Annotated in this window: 15 protein-coding genes and 2 pseudogenes; 12 read left to right on the plus strand and 5 right to left on the minus strand. The window is 72.4% G+C overall.

Going from position 1 to position 20427, the window contains the following annotated elements; genetic code table 11:
- Positions 1–2075: pseudogene (locus tag Ari01nite_RS23780) on the plus strand (hypothetical protein); the annotation flags it as partial.
- Between the two features lie 18 nt (positions 2076–2093).
- Here the strand turns inward: Ari01nite_RS23780 and Ari01nite_RS23785 are convergent.
- Complete coding sequence (locus Ari01nite_RS23785) at positions 2094–2831, minus strand: SDR family NAD(P)-dependent oxidoreductase (protein WP_203784127.1); 738 nt, start codon at positions 2829–2831, stop codon at positions 2094–2096.
- A 225-nt stretch (positions 2832–3056) separates the two neighbouring features.
- Positions 3057–3953 carry a DMT family transporter gene (locus Ari01nite_RS23790; protein WP_203784128.1) on the minus strand — a complete coding sequence of 299 codons (897 nt, stop codon included), beginning with the start codon at positions 3951–3953 and terminating at the stop codon, positions 3057–3059.
- 70 nt (positions 3954–4023) lie between these two features.
- On the opposite strand from Ari01nite_RS23790, the gene Ari01nite_RS23795 reads away from it, so the two are divergent.
- The gene (locus tag Ari01nite_RS23795) at positions 4024–4941 is read left to right on the plus strand and encodes a LysR family transcriptional regulator (protein WP_203784129.1); all 918 of its coding nucleotides are present in this window, start codon (positions 4024–4026) and stop codon (positions 4939–4941) included.
- 136 nt (positions 4942–5077) lie between these two features.
- Here Ari01nite_RS23795 and Ari01nite_RS23800 read toward each other — a convergent pair whose 3' ends face one another.
- Both Ari01nite_RS23800 and Ari01nite_RS23805 read right to left on the minus strand, forming a co-directional pair.
- Positions 5078–5908, minus strand: coding sequence for a DUF1028 domain-containing protein (locus Ari01nite_RS23800; RefSeq protein ID WP_203784131.1), 831 nt, complete (start codon positions 5906–5908; stop codon positions 5078–5080).
- Between the two features lie 299 nt (positions 5909–6207).
- Positions 6208–7350 (minus strand): annotated as a pseudogene (locus Ari01nite_RS23805) (polysaccharide biosynthesis protein); the annotation flags it as partial.
- A 161-nt stretch (positions 7351–7511) separates the two neighbouring features.
- On the opposite strand from Ari01nite_RS23805, the gene Ari01nite_RS23810 reads away from it, so the two are divergent.
- The 9 genes from Ari01nite_RS23810 to Ari01nite_RS23850 all read left to right on the plus strand — a co-directional run bounded on the left by Ari01nite_RS23810 (position 7512) and on the right by Ari01nite_RS23850 (position 17351).
- Complete coding sequence (locus Ari01nite_RS23810; RefSeq protein ID WP_239162965.1) at positions 7512–8906, plus strand: polysaccharide biosynthesis tyrosine autokinase; 1395 nt, start codon at positions 7512–7514, stop codon at positions 8904–8906.
- A gap of 85 nt (positions 8907–8991) precedes the next feature.
- Complete coding sequence (locus Ari01nite_RS23815; protein WP_203784133.1) at positions 8992–9747, plus strand: TylF/MycF/NovP-related O-methyltransferase; 756 nt, start codon at positions 8992–8994, stop codon at positions 9745–9747.
- Positions 9744–10550 (plus strand): transketolase, encoded by an 807-nt coding sequence (locus tag Ari01nite_RS23820; protein WP_203784134.1) that lies wholly within the window; start codon positions 9744–9746, stop codon positions 10548–10550. The genes Ari01nite_RS23815 and Ari01nite_RS23820 overlap by 4 nt, the downstream gene beginning before the upstream one ends.
- Complete coding sequence (locus Ari01nite_RS23825; RefSeq protein ID WP_203784135.1) at positions 10547–11494, plus strand: transketolase family protein; 948 nt, start codon at positions 10547–10549, stop codon at positions 11492–11494. Before Ari01nite_RS23820 ends, Ari01nite_RS23825 begins: the two co-directional genes overlap by 4 nt.
- A complete protein-coding gene (locus tag Ari01nite_RS23830; RefSeq protein WP_203784136.1) occupies positions 11469–12578 on the plus strand; it encodes a DegT/DnrJ/EryC1/StrS family aminotransferase in 1110 nt (369 codons plus the stop codon). The genes Ari01nite_RS23825 and Ari01nite_RS23830 overlap by 26 nt, the downstream gene beginning before the upstream one ends.
- Positions 12575–13582: a glycosyltransferase family 2 protein gene (locus Ari01nite_RS23835; protein ID WP_203784137.1), complete on the plus strand. Its 1008-nt coding sequence runs from the start codon at positions 12575–12577 to the stop codon at positions 13580–13582. The genes Ari01nite_RS23830 and Ari01nite_RS23835 overlap by 4 nt, the downstream gene beginning before the upstream one ends.
- A gap of 1 nt (position 13583) precedes the next feature.
- Positions 13584–15278: a GNAT family N-acetyltransferase gene (locus tag Ari01nite_RS23840; RefSeq protein ID WP_203784138.1), complete on the plus strand. Its 1695-nt coding sequence runs from the start codon at positions 13584–13586 to the stop codon at positions 15276–15278.
- Between the two features lie 15 nt (positions 15279–15293).
- A complete protein-coding gene (locus Ari01nite_RS23845) occupies positions 15294–15983 on the plus strand; it encodes a sugar transferase (protein WP_239162966.1) in 690 nt (229 codons plus the stop codon).
- 3 nt (positions 15984–15986) lie between these two features.
- Positions 15987–17351, plus strand: a complete 1365-nt coding sequence (locus tag Ari01nite_RS23850; protein ID WP_203784139.1) for an oligosaccharide flippase family protein — start codon at positions 15987–15989, stop codon at positions 17349–17351.
- Between the two features lie 339 nt (positions 17352–17690).
- Here the strand turns inward: Ari01nite_RS23850 and Ari01nite_RS23855 are convergent, their stop codons facing one another.
- Positions 17691–18719, minus strand: a complete 1029-nt coding sequence (locus tag Ari01nite_RS23855; RefSeq protein WP_239162967.1) for an alpha/beta hydrolase-fold protein — start codon at positions 18717–18719, stop codon at positions 17691–17693.
- A 159-nt stretch (positions 18720–18878) separates the two neighbouring features.
- On the opposite strand from Ari01nite_RS23855, the gene Ari01nite_RS23860 reads away from it, so the two are divergent.
- Positions 18879–20387 (plus strand): family 43 glycosylhydrolase, encoded by a 1509-nt coding sequence (locus Ari01nite_RS23860; protein ID WP_239162968.1) that lies wholly within the window; start codon positions 18879–18881, stop codon positions 20385–20387.
- The last annotated feature ends 40 nt before the right edge of the window (positions 20388–20427 follow it).

Below are 20427 nucleotides of genomic sequence, written 5' to 3' on the forward strand. Positions count from 1 at the left end.
ACCCCGACGAGACCCAGATGCTCCCGCGCCTGGACGACACCGCGGTGCTGAACCTGCCGCCGGCCCCCGCCCCCACCGCCGAGGAGGAGGCAGCGGTCGAATTCCGCCCGGTGCACTCCCCCGACGACGAGGACACCGAGCCCACCGAGAATCCCGCCACGGAATCCACCTCGGCCAACGAGACCGGCGGCGACGTTGCGGCCTCCACCGGGCCTTCCGTGACCGGCCGGGTGGTTGTTTCGCCGCTCTCAGATGACGCCACCACCGACGATTCGTCCCCCGCCGAAGAATCGATCTCACCGTTCTCGGCCGATCTGCCAACCTCAGCCGATCACCGCGCCTCCGCCGACCTGCCAACCTCGGCCACACTCCTTGCCTCGCCCGACATTTCGGAAATGTCGGGCGAGGCGCGGGGTGGGTCCGGCGAAGCGCGGGGTGGGTCCGGCGAAGCGCGGGGTGGGTCCGGCGAAGCGCGGGGTGGGTCGAGGGCGTCCGGAAGGTCGGAATCCGCCCTGGATGAGGCGGAAGCCGAGCTGGTGGCGGATGAGGTTGCCCCGGCGGCTGAGACTGGGGCGGTGACGCGCGTCGAGGACGAGCCGATCGACGTCGAGCTGGTTGACGACGAACCGGGCGCAGTGCCGGCCGGGGTGGGCGCCGCGGAGACGGAGACGGTCGGCGAGACGGTTGACGCCGAGCTCGTGGAGCCGGACGTGGTCGACGCGGAACCGGTGGAGAGCGCTCCCGCGGACGATGAGGAGATCGCCGACGCCGAGCTGGTCGACGAACCGGCGGCCGAGGACGACTGGAGCGCCGGCGACTCTCCGGAGGAGGAGTCGCGGCCCGAACCGGCGGCTGCGCGAGTGCAGCCGGCGGATCTGTCGCAGTGGCTGCCCGCCGTACCCGTTTATGAGCCACCACCCACCGAGCGTGCGAGCGACGAGGGTTTCTACTTCGCGCCGTCGCGCGCCGGGGATTCGGTGCCGTTCGTGCCGCCGGCCGACTTCGACCAGCCGTGGGAGGCCGACGAGCCGGCCGTGCCGGCCGCCGCGAGCCACGCCGAACCGGCCAGCCGCACCGCGGACCTCACCGACTTCGGACCGACCGTCGACCTGATCGCGCGGCTCGGCATCACCCGCGGCCCGGCGACCGCGCCGACCTCGCCGGCCGCCGAGCAGCAGCCGGCCTGGAGCCCGGCGAACACCGCACACCCGACGACCACCGACCAGGACCGCCGGCCGTTCTCGCCGCCACGCCGCCCGCCGGTGTGGGACGACGAGTACGGCGCCGCGCTCCCCCGCCGGACGCCCGAGCCGCCGCCCGCGGAACCGCCGCTGCCCCGGCGCCGGCCGACGTCGGAGTTTCCGCAGGCGCCCTACGCCGAGCCGCTCCCGCGCCGCAGTCCGGACCCGCACGCGTCCTACTCGGACCTGTTGCCGCAGCGCAGCCCCGCTCCGGAGCCGCCGCACCCGGACCCGCTGCCCCGCCGCCTGCCCACGCCGCAGCCCACCGCCTACTCGGAGCCGCTGCCCCGCCGGACGCCGGGCGCGCAACCGCCGGCGCCGTTCCACCTGCCGTCGATCCCACCCGCCGCGAGCCAGTCCGGGTCCGGCTTCCCGCCGGCCGCAGGTCAGTCCGAATCCGGCTACCCGTCGGCCGCAGGTCAGGCCGGGTCCGGCTACCCGTCGGCCGCGAGTCTGGCTGGACCCGCCTACCCGCCGGCCGCCGGTCAGCCGGGGCCCTCCTATCTGCCGGCGCCGAGTCAGCATCCGGTGCCGCCGGGCTCTGGTCAGCCGCAGCCGCCGACCGTTCAGCCGCCGACCGTTCAGCCGCCGACCATTCAGCCGCCGCCGATGTTGCCTGCCGTGTTCCGGCCCGAGCCGCCGGGACCGCGGCGGCCTGCCGACCTGGCCGACCACCTGCGCGAGAGCCGTCCCTCCGACCTGAGCCAGTACAGCGCGCCACGGGTGCCGAAGCCGCGCCGGCCCACGCTTCAGCGGCCGTCGACGCTCGCCGACCTGGGCCGGCGAGCGGGCGACGAGGAGTCCGGCGAACCGGGTGGTGACGCCGACGGCTGACCGGCCAGGTGATCGAGGTCAGCGGAAGATCAGGCCGCCGCCGACCTCGATCACCTGGCCGGTGAGCGCGCCGGAACCGTCCGAGACGAGCAGGCGTACGGTCGCCACTAGATCTTCCGGCACCAGCGCCCGCGGCACCGCCTGGGTGGCCACCAACGGCGCGTGCGTCTCGGCGTCCTTGCCGGCGGCAAGTTCGGCTTCGCCCTCGGTGCGGATGGCGCCGGGCGACAGCGCGTTGACCGTGATGCCGGCCGGACCGAGCGCCCGCGCCAGCGACCGGGTGAGCCCGATGAGCGCCGCCTTGCTGGCCACGTACGACGGACCGGACGGCCCGCCCATCCGCACCGTGGGCGAGACGACGTTGACGATCCGCCCCCAGCCGCGTTCCGCCATGCCGACGCTGAGCGCCTGGCTGAGCAGCATCGGCGCGGTGAGGTTTACCGCGAGCGTCTGCTGCCACTCGGCCAGCGGCAGCACTCCGATGTCGACGTTCGACGCCTTGGCCGCGTTGTTGATCAGCACGTCGACCGGGCCGGCCCGCTCGGCGAGTTCCCGCACGGCACCCGGGTCGGCCAGGTCGGCGTCGAGCATCTCGGCCGCCGCCCCGAGATCACGGCAGAGGCTCGCGACCTTGTCACACTCCGCCGCGGCGGCCAGGTGGTGCAGCAGCAGCGTGTTGCCGGGCCGGGCCAGACCGACGGCCATGGCCGCACCGATCCCCCGCCGAGCCCCGGTGATCAGAATCCGCAGACCCATGCCGTTCACCTTAGGGCCACGAGTGCCCGGCGGCGTCCCCCGACAGCGGCCGTGCATCCAGCCGATGCCGGTGTCCCGCTCGCTGGGCACAATGACCGCATGCCGGGAGTTGCTCCCACATGGCGGCAATGGCTACCGGCAGGTGGGATCTTGAGGATTTGCGGTGCGTCACCAACACAAAGCCGACAAATCCTGATCCCGTCGGCGCTCGCCGGGGTCTGCTGGTCAGTCGCGCAGGGCGGGTACCGGCTCCTCGGTGGTCTCGGTGCGGGACGGGGACGGGCGGGTGGAAAGCCAGCAACCGGTCACCACCAGCAGGAAGCCCAGGCCCGTGGTCCAGCGGATCGGCTCGTTCAGCAGGGCCACTCCGAGCAGGACCGCGACCACCGGGTTCACGTACGTGACCAGGCCCGCGCGGTTGGAGCCGACCAGGGCGATCAAGCGGTAGAAGGCCAGCAGGGCCACCGCGGTGCACAGGACGCCCAGCGCGGCCAGGGCGGTCCAGGCGTTTGCGGATACGGGTTCGGTGGGGCGCATCACCAGGGCGAACGGGGCCAGCACCAGCGCGGTGATCGCGGTGGTGCTGCCGGCCAGGGTTTCCGGGGGCACGTCGGCAGCCCGGTGCTGGACCAGCATGGTGGCCACCGCGTAGCTGATCGCGGCCAGCAGGACCATGCCGGCGCCGAGCAGGCCCAGGCGGTCGCCGGACAGATCCAGGCCGACCAGCACCGCCACGCCGGCGAAACCCAGGACCAGGCCGGCCACGCGGCCGCGGCTCAGGGGCTCGGTGCGGGCCAGCAGCAGGGCGATCGCGATCGGTTCGACGGCGATCAGCAGGCCGGTCAGCGACGACGTGATGTGCACCTCGCCGTACGTGATCAGCAAAAACGGGCCGATGATGTGCACCGCGGAGATGACCGCGACTATGCCCAGCCGGCCGCGTAACGCGGTGAGGGTGCCCCGGGCGGCCGCCACCGGCAGCAGCACCAGCGCGGCGATGGCGGCGCGGGCGGCTACCACGAACATCGGCGACATGTCCTCGATCGTGATCTTGATGAGGAAGTAGGGGATGCCCCAGAGCACGGAGACCAGGAGGAAGAGGAGCCAGGCGCGTCGAGTCACCGGGCTAGCCTTGCGCGCCGCCGTCGTAAGCGGTAGTGGTGACTTACTGATGTCGTTTTAAGGAAAAATAATGATCGACGTACGCCGGCTGGCCGTGCTCCGGGAAGTCGCGCGGCACGGCAGCTTCAACCAGGCCGCGGTGGCGCTGCGGCTCACCGCGTCGGCGGTTTCGCAGCAGATCAGCGCGCTGGAGCGGTCGCTGGGCACGGCCGTGGTGGCGCGCAGCACCCGCGGTGTCGAGCTGACCCAGGCCGGGCGGGTGCTGGTCGAGGCGAGTGATGCGATCAGCGCCGAACTGGCCGACGCCGAGGAGGAGATCGCCCGGCTGGTCACGGCCCGCACCGAGCGGCTCACCGTGGCGACCTTCACCAGCGGGGGTCAGCGGCTGCTGCCACCGGCGCTGCTGCGGTTCACCGGGGAGCACCCGGCCGTCGAGCTCACCGTCGTGGAGAACGAGCCGGAGGACAGCCTGCCGCTGGTCCGCTCGGGCGCCGCCGACCTGGCCCTCGCGTACCACTTCGACGGGCCGCCGCCGATCCGCCCGGGCGACGGCGGCCTGGTCTGGACCCCGCTGGTGGACGATCCGATGTGGATCGTGCTGCCGGCCGCGCACCCGCTGGCCGGCCGCGAGTCGGTCACCATCGCCGAACTGGCCGGCGAACGCTGGGTGCACGGCTGCCTCATGATCGTCGACCTGCTGGACCACTACGCCGCGATGGCCGGGTTCGAGGTGCGCACGGCCTGCCGGGGCACCGACTACGTGTTCGCCCAGTCGCTGGTGCGGGCCGGGGTGGGCATCGCAATGATCCCGCAGGTGGCGCTCACCGCGGATCTGGGCGGGCTGGCAACGGTGCCGCTCGCGCCGCCGTGCCCGTCCCGCTTCATCGGCACGGTCACCGCGAGCCGCCGGCCCCGGCCGCTGGCCGCCGCGCTGCTGCGCGCCCTGCACGAGACGGTCGACTGCCTCCCGCTGCCCGCCGCCCACTGACGGCCGCGAGGGAAGCTGGGGGGCGGAGGTCAGGGAAAGGTCGGCGGAGGCCGCGGATCAGAGGGCGGCGGAGGCCGCGAAAGGCGGAGGCCGCGAGAAGGGAGGCCGCCGAGGGAGGCGAAACTGCCGGCGGCCGTCAGGCGGTGCGCAACTGGGCCAGGACCAGCGGGTCGATGGAGCCGGCCACCAGTCGCTCCTCGAGGTTGGCGATGCCGGCCCAGCCGGCCAGGGCCGCGTCCAGGTCGGCGCCGCCGTGGCCGGCCTTCGTGAGCAGGGCGCGCACCTCCTCGGCCACCTCGCCGGTGAGCGGGATCAGGGTGGCCGGGTCGGGGCGTTCGAAGTACAGGGTGTGCATGGCCAGCAGGCGCTGCAACTCGGCGACCGGGTCGGGGTGGTCGTCGGCGCGCAGGTCGACCCATACGTCGCTGGTGCCCCCGTAGCCCATCCCCCGGGCCGCCACCAGGAGCGCGGCACTCTGCCGGCCGCGCCGGTCGCCGCCGGCGCGATCACCGGCTCGCAGCGCGGCGAGCAGACGGTACGCCAGGCGCGGCTCGCCGGCCGACGCCTGCCACTCGGCCTCCATCTCGGCCACCACCTGCGGGCCGGCCAGCATGTTGCCCTGGATCGCGTAGCCGTCGCCGGAGGTGCCGCCGGCCCAGGGGTGACAACTCGCCCCGGTGAAGGCGGCGCCCTCGCCGGCCGTACCCACCACGCCCACCTGACGCTGCGCGACCGGGCCGTCGTCGCCGGCGATCAGCGCCTTGACCACCAGGGCGGCCGGCACCTGGGTGCCGAGCAGGGCCAGCGCCTGCGGCCGGTAGGCCAGGTTGGCGTACGACTGGGTGGCCACCGCGCCGACGTCGGCCAGCGCGGCCGGCACCGCGGCGCCCACGCCGAGGAACTTGCTGGCGACGGCCACACCCACGGCGGCGCCGTCGGCCGAGCGGGCGACGATCGAGAAGGTCATGGCCGAACGTTAGCCCGTTCGTAACACGGAGCGAGCACACTGACCCCGTGGAGACCCGACCGGCCTATGTGTACTGTTCCGGTTGCGGCATATGCTCCGCTTGGGAGCACTCGCCATAGCTTGATCCAGGTCGTGCCCGCCGCCGCCCTTGGCGGACCCGGCCAGGGACTGAACATCGGAGGTCTCGCCGCACGGCGAACTTCGGCGCCCGGTCCGGTGCCGCGGGCGGGGTGGTGGTTGCCGCCGCCAGCCCGCCCGCGACGCGCGAGAAGGCGGGCGGAAGCCCGAGAAAGCACAGCTCACGCCGCGCGGCGCGCCGAGGGGGCCCGCTCGCACAGTTCGGCGAGTGCCGCGATCAGAGCGGCCGGCTCGGCACCCGCGTCCAGTTCGCGGGCCGCGGCCGGGTCCAGCGGCGGCACCTCGACGTGGGCGATCAGCGGGTGGAAGGGGCGGCGGTCCACCTCGCCGGCACCGAACAGCACCTCGCCCAGCTTCTCGCCCGTACGCAGGCCGGTGAATTTCATCTCCACAGGCTCGGGGGCGAGACGCGCCATCTGCCGGGCCACGTCGGCGATCCGCACCGGCTCGCCCATCTCCAGCACCAGTGCCTCGCCGTCGCGCCCGATCGCCGCCGCCTGGATGACCAGGTGCACCGCCTCCTGGATGGTCATGAAGTAGCGGACCACGTCGGGGTGGGTCACGGTGATCGGGCCGCCCGCGGCGATCTGCGCGCTGAACGTGCTGAAGACCGAGCCGCGGCTGCCCAGCACGTTGCCGAACCGCACGCTCAGGAAGGTGCCGGGGCTGGAACCGGCCACGTACGCGGTGGTGCGCTCGGTGATCCGCTTGGTGTAGCCGAGCACGCTGACCGGGTCGGCCGCCTTGTCGGTGGAGATGTTGACGAACCGCTCCACCCCGTCGGCCGCCTCCAGCACCGCCAGCGTGCCCCACACGTTGGTCTTGACCGCCTCGCCGGGGTAGCGCTCCAGCAGCGGCAGGTGCTTGAGCGCGGCGGCGTGGAACACCACCTGCGGGCGCCAGCCGCGGAAGATCTCCCGGACCCGCCCGGTGTCGCGCAGCGAGGCCAGGATGACCGTGGGGTCGGTGAGCTGCGCCTGCGGGTCCATCGAGAGCTGCACGGCCTGGAGCGCGGTCTCGTCCCGGTCCAGCATGATCAGCTCGGCCGGCGCGAAGCGGCAGATCTGCCGGCACAGTTCGGCGCCGATCGAGCCGCCGGCACCGGTCACCAGCACCCGCTTGCCGCCCAGATAGCCGGCGATGGAGTCGAGGTCGGTGTCGATCTGGTGCCGGCCGAGCAGGTCGGTGATCTCGAGGTCGCGGATGTCGTGCACGTTGCGCTCGTGGTCGACCAGTTCGACGACCGACGGCACCAGCACCCGGCCGGCGCCCCGCACGGGCCGGCGCCGCGCGCGCCGCAGCAGCACGCCGGCGAGGGCGAGGAACCGGTTCTGCACGGGCGCACCTCCGGCCTGAGCGTAGAGCGACGTCCGGGGAGCCCTGCGGGACTTCCGGATACTGCCGCGCGGCGCCTTGCCTGGGCATACGTTGATCAGGTAACACGCGGGCTATCGGGAGGGTGTGCGTGGAGCTGCGCAATTACCTCCGGGTGGCGAGAAGGCAGTGGTGGGTGATGGCGGTCGCGGTGCTCTTCGCGCTGGCGGTGGCGGTGGTCGTCAACGCCAAGACCCCGCGCGAGTACGCCTCGGCCGTGACCTTCTTCGTGGCCACCCCGCTGCCCGAGGGGTCCTCCGCGCTGGAGGGCTCGATGTTCGTGGCGACCCGGCTCAAGACCTACTCCCAGCTGCTCACCGGCGAGAAGCTGGCGAAGACGATCGCCGCGCAGACCGGGGTGGATCTGACCCCGGGTGAGATCTCCAACCGGATCAAGGTGGCGACCGAGGGCGACACGGTGCTGATCGGGGTGACCGTGACGGACCGGTCGCCGGAGCGCGCGCAACTGATCGCCGAGTCGCTGACGATCCACTTCGTGGCCCTGGTGAACTCGCTGGAGACGCCGGCCGACGACAAGTCGCCGAACATCCGGATCGACGTGCTCGTGCCGCCCCGCCTCGAGGACGGGCCGGTGGTGCCGCGGTCGGCGCACAACCTCGCGCTGTCGGTCGCGGTCGGCCTGCTGCTCGGCGCCGCGCTCGCCGTACTGCGCGAGATCGCCGACCAGTCGGTCCGGGACGCCGAGGTGCTGGCCGGGCTGACCGGCGCGCCGGTGCTGGCCCTGATCCCGCGGGACCGCGCGGCGCCCCGCAAGGGCGGCCCGTTCGTCTCGGACAGCCGCTCGCCGCGCGCCGAGGCGCTGCGCCAGTTGCGCACCAACGTGCAGTACGCGGATCGCGACCGCCCGGTGAAGACGCTCGCGGTGACCAGCGCGATGCCCGGCGAGGGCCGCTCGGCGACCGCCTGCGGGCTGGCCATCCTGTTCGCCGAGGCGGGCCAGCGGGTGCTGATCGTGGACGCCGAGCTGCGGCGGCCGCGGCTGGCCGCGTTCCTGGGCCGGGAGGGCTCGGCGGGCCTGACCACGGTGCTGCTCGGCGCCGCCTCGCTCGACCAGGTGCTCCAGCCGTGGGGCACCGGTCTGTGGCTGCTGTCCAGCGGGCACCGGCCGCCCAACCCGAGCGAGCTGCTCGGCTCGCAGCGGATGGCCGATCTGCTGGACGAACTGCGCGGGCGGTTCGACATGATCATCGTGGACAGCCCTCCACTGCTGCCGGTTGCCGACGGCGCGGTGGTGGCGGCCCGGGCCGACGGCGCGCTGCTGCTGGTCCGGGCCCGCAAGACCACCGCGGCGCAGGTGGCCGCCGCGGTGCGGGCGCTGACCGCGGTGGACGCCCGGCTGCTCGGCACGGTGTTCACCATGGTGCCCGCCAAGGGCCCGCGCTGGCGCACCGCGCCACCCCCGGTGGCGGACACCGCCGGTCCGCCCGGCCAGTGGAACTCCCTCGCGCTGAGCGTGGCAGCATGACCGCCTGCACCGAGCGGCACCCAGCCACGCCCGCGGACGGCCTCGCAGGCGAGGGCCAGAAGGGCATGCCTGAGGAGAGCACAGCATGACCAGGCCCACCGCCGCGCCCGGCGGCCTGCAGACCGAGGCGGAGCGGAAAGTTCCGGCCGCGATCGCCGAGGTGTTCGCGACCAGCGCCGACGACCTGCCGACCCGGCTGGCGAACCTGGCCCGGTACGCCCGGCGCAGCCAGGTCACCCGGTTCGCGGCGCTCTACGAGCTGTTCAAGCTGGCCCTGCCGGTGAAGGGCTCGATCGTCGAGTGCGGCGTGTTCCGCGGCTCCAGCTTCATGACGTTCGCGCAGCTCAGCGCGGCCCTGGAGCCGACCAACCTGACCCGGCGGATCTACGGCTTCGACTCGTTCGGCGGATTCCCCGCGGTGGGCGCGCAGGACCGGCCGCAGCAGACCGGCGCGGCGGCCGGTGACCTGGCCGCGGACAGCTACGCCGAGCTGTCCCGGCTGCTGGAGATCTACGACACCGACCGGTTCCTCGGCCACCTGCCCAAGGCCATGCTGGTCCGCGGCGACGTCACCGAGACCGTCCCGAAGTTCGTGGCCGACAACCCGCATCTGGTGGTCAGCCTGCTGTTCCTCGACCTCGACCTGTACGAGCCGACCGCCGTCGCGCTGCGGCACCTGCTGCCCCGGATGCCGCGCGGCGCCGTGCTGGCCTTCGACGAGCTCGACAACCCGCTGTGGCCCGGCGAGACGTCGGCGTTGCTCGACGAGGTCGGCATCGGCAAGCTGGAGTTGCGGCGTTTCGACTTCGACCCGTACATCGGTTACGCGGTGCTGCGATGAGCACCGACACCGCCGCCGCGGTCCGCAGCAGCGTGCTGCAGATGACCAACTCGGGCCGCAGCTCGCACGTCGGCTCGGCGCTGTCCTGCGCGGACATCCTGGCGGTGCTGTACGCCGGGATCCTCCAGGTCGACCCGCGGCACCCGGACCGCCCCGACCGGGACCGCTTCATCATGAGCAAGGGCCATGCCGGTGCCGCGCTCTACGCCGTACTGGCTCAGCGGGGTTTTTTTGATCCCGCACTTCTGGCGCAGCATTACCGCAACGGATCGTTCCTGTCCGGGCACGTGAGCCACGTCGGTATCCCCGGCGTCGAGTTGTCCACCGGTTCGCTCGGGCACGGGCTGCCGGTCGGCGCCGGACTGGCCTGGCAGGCGCGGCGCACCGGCCAGCAGTGGCGCACCTACGTGCTGCTCGGCGACGGCGAGTGCGACGAGGGCAGCGTGTGGGAGGCGGCCATGTTCGCGGCCCACCACCGGCTGTCCAACCTGGTCGCGGTCGTCGACTACAACAAGCTGCAGTCGCTCGGCGGCACCGAGCAGACGCTGGCGCTGGAGCCGTTCGCCGACAAGTGGCGCGCGTTCGGCTGGCAGGTGGACGAGGTCGACGGGCACGACCACCGGCAGCTGAGCCGGTCGCTCGGTGTCCCGCGCGGGGCGCAGCCGGACGCGCCGCGCTGCGTGCTGGCGCACACCGTCAAGGGCAAGGGCGTCTCGTTCATGGAGAACCAGGTGGTGTGGCACTACCGGCCGCCGTCCGACGCCGAACTGGCCGGCGCGCTCGCCGAGGTGCGGCAGCGATGAGGACGCGCTTCTTCACCGACCTGGTGGCCGCCGCCGACGCCCACCCCGAGCTGGTGCTGGTCACCGCGGACATCGGGTTCGGCGCGGTCGACGACTTCGTGGCCCGGTATCCGGACCGGTTCGTCAACGCCGGGGTGGCCGAGCAGAACATGACCGGGCTGGCCGCCGGGATCGCGCTCGGCGGCGGCCGGGTGTTCACCTACTCGATCGCGAACTTCCCGACCCTGCGCTGCCTCGAGCAGATCCGCAACGACGTCGCGTACCACCACGCCGACGTGACCGTGGTGGCGGTCGGCGGCGGGCTCGCGTACGGCGCCCTCGGTATGTCGCACCACGCCACCGAGGACCTCGCGGTGATGCGGTCGGTGCCGGGCGTGGCGGTGGCGGCGCCCGGCGACCCGGAGGAGACCGGCGCGGTGCTGGCCGACCTGGTGGCCAACGGCGGACCCGCGTACCTGCGCCTCGGCAAGGCCGGCGAGCGCAGCGTGCACCCGTTGCCGCTGCGCCTGGCCCGCGGCGAGTCGGTGCCCCTGCGCACCGGCGGCGACCTGGCCATCTTCAGCACCGGCGCGATCCTGGAGAACGCGCTGCGGGCGGCTGACCTGCTGGCCCGGTCGGGGGTACGCGCCGACGTGCGCTCGTTCCCGTGGCTCGACCCGATCGACACCCTCGCGGTGCACGACGCCGCCCGCCGCTACGACACCATCGTCACCGTCGAGGAGCACTCGATCACCGGCGGCCTGGGCAGCGCGGTCGCCGAGATCCTCGCCGAACTGCCCCGGTCGGCCGCGCTCATCCGGGTCGCGCTGCCGGCCCGGTTCTCGTCGCTGGTCGGCGATCAGGACTACCTGCGCCGGGCGGCCGGCCTGGACCCGGAGGGCATCAGCGCCCGCGTGCTCGAACAACTGGAGGTCAACCGTGGACTGGCGTGTCAGGTTCGTTGACTACCCGGAACAGTGGCGCCGGCAGCGACCGGAGTTGCTGCCGGTCATCGAGGACACCATCGCTCGCGGTGACCTCATGCTCCGCCAGCAGTTGCGCGACTTCGAGGAGCACCTGGCCCGGTTCGGCGGCACCGCGCGGGCGGTGGGCGTCAGCAACTGCACCGACGGCCTGCGGCTGCTCGCGCACGCGCTGGACATCGGGCCGGGCGACGAGGTGGTCAGCGTGGCGCACACGTTCGTGGCCACCATCTCGCCGTTCGCGCTGCGCGGCGCCACCCCGGTGCTGGTGGACATCGGCGACGACCATCTGATGGACACCGACCGGCTGCTCGACGCGGTCACCGAGCGGACCCGGGTGATCATCCCGGTGCATCTGAACGGGCGTACGGTCGACATGAACGCGGTGCGCAAGGCGGCCGACACCTGCGGCGCGGTGATCGTCGAGGACGCCGCCCAGGCCCTCGGCGCCACCTTCGACGGCCGCACCGCCGGCACGTTCGGGCTGGCCAGCACCTACTCGTTCTACCCGGCGAAGATGCTCGGCGCGCTCGGCGACGCCGGCGCCGTGCTCACCGACGACGACACCCTGGCCGACCGGCTCACCGCGCTGCGCGACCACGGCCGGATCGGCAAGAGTGACCTGGACGGCTGGGGCTACAACTGCCGCCTCGACAACCTCCAGGCCGCGATCCTGGACTGGCGGCTGGCCCGGCTGCCGGAGTGGATCGAGCGCCGCCGGCACCTGGCCCGGATCTACACGAAGCTGCTGTCCGACCTGCCGGACCTGGAGATCCCGGTGGGCCCGGACGCCGACCCGCAGCGCCGGGACGTCTTCCAGAACTACGTGATCACCAGCGACTGGCGGACCCCGCTGGCCGAGCACCTGCGCGACGACGGCGTCGAGACGATGGTCTCCTGGCCGGTGCCGCTGCACCGGCAGCCCGGGCTGGGACTCGGCCACCACCGGCTGCCGCGCACCGAGGAACTCTGCGACCGCGTGCTGTCCCTGCCGATGTACCCGGAACTCGCCGACGAGCAGGTGGAGTACGTGGCCGCCAGCATCCGCCGGTTCTTCGAGCGATGACCGGCACCGGCCCGTTCGTCAGCGTCGTCATCCCGTGCTGGAACGAGGCCGGCTTCGTCGCGGACTTCCTCGACTCGGTGCTGTCCGGCAGCCATCCGGCGGACCGGATGGAGATCCTGCTGGTCGACGGGATGAGCGACGACGGCACCCGGGACATCGTGCGCACCTACGAGCAGCGCCATCCCCGGCTGCGGATGCTCGACAACCCGGGCCGCAGCAAGCCGGCCGCGCTCAACCTGGGCATCCGGGCGGCGCGGGGCGACATCGTGCTGCGGCTCGACGTGCACGCCGTCTACGAGCCGGATTACATCGAGAAGTGTGTGCGCGGCCTGCTCGACCACCCGGACGCCGACAACGTTGGCGGGGTCCGCCGCTCCGCCCCGCGCACCGGCAGTCTGCTGGGGCGGGCCATCGCGCTGTCCACCACCGACGCGTTCGGCGCCGGCAACTCCAAGTACCGGGTCGGCGCGAGCGGGCCGCAGTGGGTCGACACGGTGTTCGGCGGCTGCTGGCGGCGCGAGGTGTTCGACCGGATCGGCCTGTTCGACGAGCAGCTCACCCGGGCCCAGGACCGCGAGTTCAACAACCGGCTCCGGCAGGCCGGCGGCCGGATCCTGCTGCTGCCCGACATCACCTGCACCTACTACGCGCGCAGCGACTTCGGCGAGTTCTGCTCGTGGATGTTCGAGGCCGGCTACTGGCCGTTCAAGGCCAGCCGCTCGGTGGGCCGCTGGATCGGTTCGTGGCGCAACGTGGTGCCGCTCGGCTTCGTGGCGGCAACGGCGGCCGGCCTGGCGTTGTCCCCCTTCTCGCTGCCGGCCCGCCGGCTCACCGTCGGGATGATGAGCACGTACGGGGCGGCCGCGCTGTTCTTCTCGGGCCGGGTGGCCCGGCGCGAGAAAGATGCGAGGCTGCTCCTCGGTCTGCCGGTCGTCTTCGCCACCACGCATGTCGTCTACGGCGCCGGCTCGGTGTGGGGAATTCTCGATCCAGGGAAGACCTGAGATGCGACCGGTCACGTTCCACTACTACCGCGGCCGGGTGGCGCTGCACGCGATCCTGCGCGGCCTCGGCGTGGCACCGGGCGACGAGGTGGTGGTGCAGGCGTACACCTGCGCCGCGGTGGTGGAGCCGCTGCGCCGGCTCGGCGTCACCCCGGTGTTCGTGGACATCGACCCGCTCACGTACGGCCTGGACGCCGGGAAGCTGGCGGCGGCGCTCACCGGCCGGACCCGGGCGGTCATCGTGCAGCACACGTTCGGCATCCCGGTGGACATGGCGGCCGTGACGGCGGTCGCGGGACCGGCCGGCGTGCCGGTGATCGAGGACTGCGCGCACGTCACCGGGCCGGTCACCGTGCGCGGGGTGGCCGCCTTCTTCTCGTACGAGTGGGGCAAGCCGATCGTGGCGGGCGTCGGCGGCACCGCGGTGGTCGCCGACCCGGACCTGGCCGCGACCATGCGCCGGCAGTACGCGCGCTACCGGGAACCGCCGCTGCGCCGGGAACTGATCATGCAGGCCCAGTACACCGCGCACCGGACGGTGTCCCGGCTCGGCGTCACCTGGCGGCTGCGCGACCTGTACCGCAAGCTCGCCGGCCTGGGTCTGGTGGTCGGCTCGTACGCCGCCGACCCCGGTGACAGTCCGGAGTACGCCTGGCGGATGACCCGCACGGTCCGGTGGCGGCTGGGACGGCGTACCGCCGAAGCCCGCAAGCAGATCGCCCGCCGCACCGATCTCACCCACCGTTACCGCGCCGGCCTGGAGCAGCTTTCGCTGCTCACTCCCCCGCCGACCGGGGCGCCGCTGCTGCGGATGCCGGTGCCGGTCACCGACAAGGCGGGCATCGTCAAGGCCGCCGCCCGGCAGCGGATCGAGGTGGGCGACTGGTTCACCACGCCGGTGCATCCGCTGTCCGGCGAGGCACTGGCCGCGGCCGGATACACCGAAGGCACCTGCCCGAACGCCGAGTGGGCCGCGAACCACGTGATCAGCTTCCCGATCCGGGCCGGGGTGCGCGACGCCGACGCCGACCGCGGGGTGGGGCTGCTGGCCGACTGGATGGGCGAGGCCAGCGGGCTGCCCCGGATCCGGATCCGCGGCGGCCCGTTCACCGACGAGCAGGTGCGCGCGGTGGCCCGGATGCACGCCACCGAGGTCGCCCAGGGGTTCCTGTCGTCGCTCGGGGTGCCGGCGCTGGAACTGCTCTACCGGCACGTGGCGGCCAGCAAGTACTGCGCCATGTTCGTCGCGGAACGTGGCAACGAGCCGGTCGGCTACATCTGCGGCACCCGGGACACCGCCGCGCTGTACCGCGAGTTCGTGCTGCACCGCTGGTGGGTGGCGGTGCCGGCGCTGGCGCCGAAGCTGCTGCGGCCGAGCCGCATCGCGCGCACCATCGAGACCCTGCGCTATCCGCGTGCCGCGATGCCGGCCGACCTGCCGCGGGCCGAGGTGATCAATTTCGTGGTACACCCGGACTGCCGCGGCCTCGGTGTCGCGCAGGCCCTGTTCCGCCAGCTGACCCGCTGGTTCGCCGACCAGGGCGAGACCGCCGTCAAAATCGTGACCGGCGAGCAGCAGGGCCGGGCGCACGGCTTCTACGAGAAGTCCGGCGCCGCCCTGGTGGGCCGCACGTCGGTGCACCGGGGGGTGCCGTCGCGCATTTACCGGTACGGCCTCGACCGCGTGCACACGTAACTACGCTGGGTATTTGTGACCGCGTCCACCCGGAGCCGCCCGCATCTGGCGGTGCGCCGTGCCCGCTACGAGACCACGAAGCGGGCGATCGACCTGGCCGTGTCGACCGCGGTACTGGCCGCCGGCGCGCCGGTGGCGGCGTACGCGGCCTGGCGGATCCGGCGCGAGGACGGCGGCCCGGTGCTCTACCGCGGCGAGCGGGCCGGGCTCGGCGGCCGCACCTTCCGGATGCTGAAGTTCCGCACCATGGTGATCGGCGCGGCCCGGCTGGGCGGACCGTCGACCGCCGACGACGACCCGCGGCTGACCCGGGCCGGCCGCTCGCTGCGCCGGTGGAAGCTGGACGAGTTGCCGCAGTTCTACAACGTGCTGCGCGGCGAGATGAGCCTGGTCGGCCCGCGGCCGCAGGTGCTGTCCGAGGTGCGCCGCTACACCGACCGGGAACGCCTGCTGCTGGCCGTGAAGCCCGGCATCACCGACTGGTCGTCGATCGTCTTCCGGGACGAGGGCGCCATCCTGGCCGGGCACCCCGACCCCGATGAGGCGTACGACCGGCTCATCCGGCCGCGGAAGATCGCGCTGGGTCTCGCGTACGTGCAGAACCGGAGTCTCCGCACGGACCTGGAGATCCTCGCCCTCACCGCCCTGGCCCTGGTCGGCGGCCGCCGGGCCGACCGGGTGCTGGTGCGCCGGATCCCCACCTGACGGGTGTCGCTGCGCACGCTGGCCCGCAGCATCCCGGCCGTGGTCCGGCGGGACTACCTGCTCACGACCGTGGTCCACTGGCTCACGCTCGCCTCCGGGCTGCTGCTGTTCCACCTGGTGGCGCGGCGGGCGAGCGTGGCCGGGTTCGCGTACTACCAGGTGGCCCGCGGTGTGGTCAGCACGCTGCACCCGATCGCGCTGATCGGCCTGGTGCCCGCCCTGCACCGGTATCTGCCCCGGGCCGGCGACCGGACCCGCGCGCTGGCCGGCCAGGCGTTCCTGGTGCAGGTCGTGGTGATGGACGTGGTCGGCCTGCTGGGCCTGGTGCTGTCCGACGACGTGGGCCGCCTCCTCGGCATCGGCGGCGTCCCTGCGGTGCGCGCGGTGGTGCTGCTGGCCGCCGGCATGTGCCTGATCACGGTGGCCGCGGCGGCCCTGCGCGGCAGCGGTCAGGCCCGGCTGTCGAACTTGTTGTGGCTGGTCGGGGTCGGGGTGGTGCCGCTGGTGGCGTTCGCGGTAACCACCCGGATCGACGTCTTCCTGGCCATTCAGGGCGCGGCGATGGCCGCGGTGGCGGTGCTGGGCATCGCGCTGGTACGCCGCCATCCCACCCTCCGGCCCGACCCGCCGACGCTGCGCACGCTGCTGGTGTACGGCCTGCGCCGGGCGCCCGGCGAGATCGCGCTGCCGGCGATGTTCGCGTTCCCGACGTTCTATGTGGCGGGGGCGCTGCCGGGCGGCCCGGAGGCGGGCTACATCGGCTTCGCGACGTCGGCGGTGACGCTGATCTGCTCGGTTTTCGGCATGCTGACCCCGGTTCTGCTGCCCCGCCTGAGCGCCCACTTCCAGGCGGCGCCCCCGTCCGCCGCACCCGCCGACCCACCGCCCACCGCACCCGCCGACCCACCGCCCACCGCCGCCGGCCCACCGCCCGCCGGCCCACCGCCCGCCGGCCCACCGCCGGGCGCGCACAAGTCCGATTTATCGCGAGGTTTGCGGTTACTTCCGCTTGCGGCCGGGGCGCTGGCGTGCGTGGCCGTGGTGCTTTTGCTGTGGAGTGCGCCGGCGCTCGTGCACAATTTTCTCGGAGACGAATTCACCGACGCCATTGCCGTGTTGCGGGCCGCGATTCCGGCGGCGATTCCCTTTGCGGCCTTCTATGCGGCGCGGCCGGCGCTGGATGCGGTTCAGGACCGGCCGGTGATCGCGCGGCTCCAACTCGTCTGCCTCGGCGTGCAGCTGATCGTCACCTATGCGGCGGGTGCCGTGCTGCCCGCCGCGCCGGCCGCAATTCTGGGCATGACGGTTGCCGCGGCGGCATTGGGTGCGTTCGCCTACACCGCGCTGCTGCGGGCCGTCCCGGCATGAGCGTATAAACAACAGGAGGTGAGACTGTCATGACCGCACCGTCCAGCAAGGTGGAACGGGTCCAGCTCGGGGTCCGGATGGAGACGCGCCTGGTCAAGGTTTTGAAGGGTCTCGCGGAATTCAACGACGAGACACTCGGCGAACTGCTGGAAAAGACGGTCCTGCACTCCTTCGAACCGGTGCCCGGCGACGGAGGAGAGTCGTGCGCGAGCCCGCACAGCAAGGCTCAGCTCCGAGCGATCGAGGATCTGAAAAGGTCTACGGGCTCGACTACGCGACACACGGCGCACGTGATTTTCCCCGGCCGGCGGCGGAATGACCGGCCGAAACGCGCGCCGGTCAGCGTTCTAAGCGGTTGGCCAGCCAGGACATGGCCTGCGGGTAGCGGTAGTCGATGCCGCCATGGCCGGCCGGAATCAGCTCGAAATAGATGCGCTCGTCGGGGATGCCGATGCGCGACAGGCCGGCCCGGAACGCCTCGGCGCCGAGGTCCAGGAACCATTCGTCGCGGGTGCCGGCGTCGATCCAGATGGCGCGCTGGGTGCGCAGGGCATCGGCGTACGTGTCCATCATCCGGACCGGGTCCCAGGCGAGCCAGCGCTCCCACCGCTCCGGGATCAGCGCGCCGGTTTTCGGGTCGAACGGCAGTTCCGGAGTGCCGTCCTCGGCGGCCGAAAATGCTGCCGCGCACCCGAGAATCACCAGGAGCCACATGTCGTGCTCCTTGGTGAACGACGGCCGGCCCTGGAAGTCGGCCCACCATTTCCGGATGTCGTGGTCGTAGTCGCGCAGCGCCCGCACCGCCTTGGCGAATTCGTTGAGATAGCAGTATTCGTACAGCGCATCCCCGGCATGTGTCGCCAGTGCACCGAACAGATCCGGCCGCAGCATCGGGGTGATCATCGCGCCGAATCCACCCGACGACTTACCGGAGATGGCCCGCGACGCCGGCTTCGCGATGGTCCGATAGCGGGCGTCGATCCAGGGCACAACTTCAGTGCAGAGGTACGAGTGATAGGCGCCGGTGCCGGGCGAGTCGACGAACTGGGAACCGCCGTAGGCCGTCCAGGCGTCGACGTAGACCACGATGCAGCCGGGGGCCTCGCCGCCGGCGAACACCGCGTCGGCCGTCTCGGTGAACGGCTGCCGGTACGGGCTGCGGTTGTCCCACATGCCGAGGTGACCGCCGTAGCCCTGGATCACGTAGATCGACGGGTAGCGGGTGGTGTCGTCCGCGTCGTAGCCGGGCGGGGTGTAGACCCACAGTGGGCGCTCGTGCGGGTCGCCCAGCGGGTTGCCGCGCAGCAGCGCCGAATCGATGGTGTGCCGGTGCAGGTCGCCGGCCAGCTCGTGACTCCAGGGCAGCATGTCCCCGATACAACCACGGTGCCGCGCACCGCCGCCGGGCTTGACTCGGGGCATGAGAACGATAACATTCGCGAAACACACCGCTCACAAAGTTAACCCCCGGGCGGTCCAGCTCCCAACTTGTTAGCGTTCACAGCGTCTGTCGGAAGGGACCCGCCCATGCGCGCCTGTGCTCGACTCCTGGCCGCCGCCCTGATGGCTGCCGTCGCCGCCGGCGTGACCCTGGTGGTCACCGCCGCACCGGGCAGCGCCGCCCCGGGCGCCACCGTCCAGAACCCGATTGTCGGCACGCCCAACAGCGCCGACCCGTGGATCGGCTACTACAACGGCAACTACTACTACACGGCCACCACGTGGACCGGGAACATCTACATCCGCCGGGCACCGACCCTGGCCGGCCTGCGCACCGCGGCGGAGACCCGGGTGTTCACGATGTCGCAGCCGAACGCGGTGTCGAACATGTGGGCGCCCAGCATGCACCTGCTCAACGGCCCGAACGGGCAGCGCTGGTACCTCTACTACTCGGCCGGCCCGAGCGCGTGCTGCGGCGGGCAGCGGCAGCATGTGCTGGAGAGCGCCGGCACCGATCCGATGGGGCCGTACACGTACAAGGGCGCCCTGGTCCTGATGCCGAACAACGGCTGGTCCATCGACGGCAGCGTGATGACCGTCGGCGGCGTGAACTACTTCGTGTTCTCCGCGTTCAACAACAACGTCGGGTTCGAGAACGGCGGCCTGCAGAGCCTGTTCATCACCCGCCTCACCAACCCGTGGACGCCGGCCGCGCTCGGCACGATCATCTCGGAGCCGACGCTCGCCTGGGAACGCGTCGGCAACCCGGTCAACGAGGGCCCGTACGTGCTGCAGCGCAACGGCCGCACGTTCCTCACCTACTCGGCGAGCTACTGCGGCACGCCGGACTACAAGATCGGTTCGCTCGAGCTGACCGGCAGCAACCCGCTGACCCGCAGTTCGTGGACGAAGCTCGCGAACCCGCTGTTCCAGCGCAACGACGGCAACGGCGTGTACGGGCCGGCCCACCACTCGTTCTTCAAGTCACCGGACGGCACCGAGGACTGGATCGTCTACCACGCCAACTCGGCCGCCTCGCAGGGTTGCGGGACCACCCGCACCAGCCGCGCCCAGCGGATCACCTGGAACCCGGACGGCACACCGAACCTCGGCGTCCCGGTCTCCACGTCCACCGCGCTGGCCGGGCCGTCCGGCGAGCTCGGCAACCCCGGCGCGGTCACCGTCCAGCGGCTGCAGTCGTACAACTTCCAGGACCGCTACGTCCGGCACAGCAATTACGCGGCCCGCATCGACCCGAACGTCAGCCCCGCGCTGGACGGCCAGTTCCGGGTGGTGGCCGGCCTGGCCAACAGCGGCGCCGGCTACGTCTCGTTCGAGTCGGAGAACTTCCCCGGCTACTACCTGCGGCACAACAACTACGTGCTGCGGCTGGAACCGGACAACAACACCGCCACGTTCCGCGAGGACGCCACGTTCCGCCAGGTGGCCGGCCTGGCCGACACGTCCTGGCAGTCCTTCCAGTCCTACAACTTCCCGGACCGCTACGTCCGGCACAGCAACTACGTGCTCCGCATCGACCCGGTCAGCACCGACGCCGCCCGCGCCGACGCCACTTTCCGCCTCGCACCCCGATGAGTTAGCGGCCCCCGGGTGGTCTACCCCATTGGTAGACCAC

It is taken from the genome of Paractinoplanes rishiriensis, assembly GCF_016862375.1.
Classification (GTDB): domain Bacteria; phylum Actinomycetota; class Actinomycetes; order Mycobacteriales; family Micromonosporaceae; genus Actinoplanes; species Actinoplanes rishiriensis.

Bases quoted from the DNA above. Each gene is read 5' to 3' on its own strand.
- Ari01nite_RS23785 (WP_203784127.1), bottom strand. From the start codon at position 2,831: ATGGGTCTGCGGATTCTGATCACCGGGGCTCGGCGGGGGATCGGTGCG.
- Ari01nite_RS23795 (WP_203784129.1), top strand. From the start codon at position 4,024: ATGATCGACGTACGCCGGCTGGCCGTGCTCCGGGAAGTCGCGCGGCAC.
- Ari01nite_RS23800 (WP_203784131.1), bottom strand. From the start codon at position 5,908: ATGACCTTCTCGATCGTCGCCCGCTCGGCCGACGGCGCCGCCGTGGGT.
- Ari01nite_RS23815 (WP_203784133.1), top strand. From the start codon at position 8,992: ATGACCAGGCCCACCGCCGCGCCCGGCGGCCTGCAGACCGAGGCGGAG.
- Ari01nite_RS23820 (WP_203784134.1), top strand. From the start codon at position 9,744: ATGAGCACCGACACCGCCGCCGCGGTCCGCAGCAGCGTGCTGCAGATG.
- Ari01nite_RS23825 (WP_203784135.1), top strand. From the start codon at position 10,547: ATGAGGACGCGCTTCTTCACCGACCTGGTGGCCGCCGCCGACGCCCAC.
- Ari01nite_RS23835 (WP_203784137.1), top strand. From the start codon at position 12,575: ATGACCGGCACCGGCCCGTTCGTCAGCGTCGTCATCCCGTGCTGGAAC.
- Ari01nite_RS23840 (WP_203784138.1), top strand. From the start codon at position 13,584: ATGCGACCGGTCACGTTCCACTACTACCGCGGCCGGGTGGCGCTGCAC.
- Ari01nite_RS23855 (WP_239162967.1), bottom strand. From the start codon at position 18,719: ATGCTGCCCTGGAGTCACGAGCTGGCCGGCGACCTGCACCGGCACACC.
- Ari01nite_RS23860 (WP_239162968.1), top strand. From the start codon at position 18,879: ATGCGCGCCTGTGCTCGACTCCTGGCCGCCGCCCTGATGGCTGCCGTC.